Annotated in this window: 1 protein-coding gene; it reads right to left on the reverse strand. The window is 69.0% G+C overall.

What is annotated here, in order from left to right; translation table 11 throughout:
• The coding region (locus CC207_RS17755) for a sensor histidine kinase (protein ID WP_256582110.1) at positions 1-684 on the reverse strand (684 nt) is incomplete at both ends.

Raw genomic sequence — 684 nt, forward strand, 5'->3', positions numbered from 1 at the left:
GGCGCCCAGCCGCTTTCATAGCAGGCGTTCTCGCTGAGCAGATCCCACAGCGCCGCCACCTGGATCGGCTCGAGGTTTACCGGCGCGCGCTCGGCGTCCTGCCAGGCCAGTTGCAAGGTGTCCTCGACCAGTTGCTGCATGCCATCCACCTCACGGTGCAGGCGTTCGCGCAGGCGCTGCAGGTCGGTCTCGCCATCGCAGGCCACGCGCAGGCGGCTGAGCGGCGTGCGCAGCTCGTGGGACAGGTCGCGCAGCAACTGCTGCTGCAGGGCCACGGTACCCTGCAGGCGTTCGGCCATCTGGTCGAAGGCGCGGGCCAGTTCGCCCAGTTCGTCCTTGCGCCGAGTGGTGCGCGAGTCCAGGCGCGCCGCCAACTGGTCGGCACGCCAGGCATTGGCCTGCTCACGCAGTTGGTTGAGCGGCACGATCAGCATGCGGTACAGGCCGACGCACAGCAGCAAGGTGAACAGCCCGGGGATGATGCCGTTGGTGACAATGCGCCAGAACAACCGGTATTGGCCGGGGTTGAAGCGCTCCGGCAGCTCGATCACCAACATGCCCTGCTCCGGCGCGCCGGGGAACGGCAGGCGCAACCAGGGCTGGCCGATGGTACGCCGACTCATGGGCCAGTCGACGCCACGCAGGCGGGTCAGGCGCTGGGCCTGGCCTGCGCTCAGGTCGGCG

Origin of the sequence: Pseudomonas sp. DrBHI1 (assembly GCF_002205115.1) — a bacterium.
GTDB classification, from domain to species: domain Bacteria; phylum Pseudomonadota; class Gammaproteobacteria; order Pseudomonadales; family Pseudomonadaceae; genus Aquipseudomonas; species Aquipseudomonas mosselii.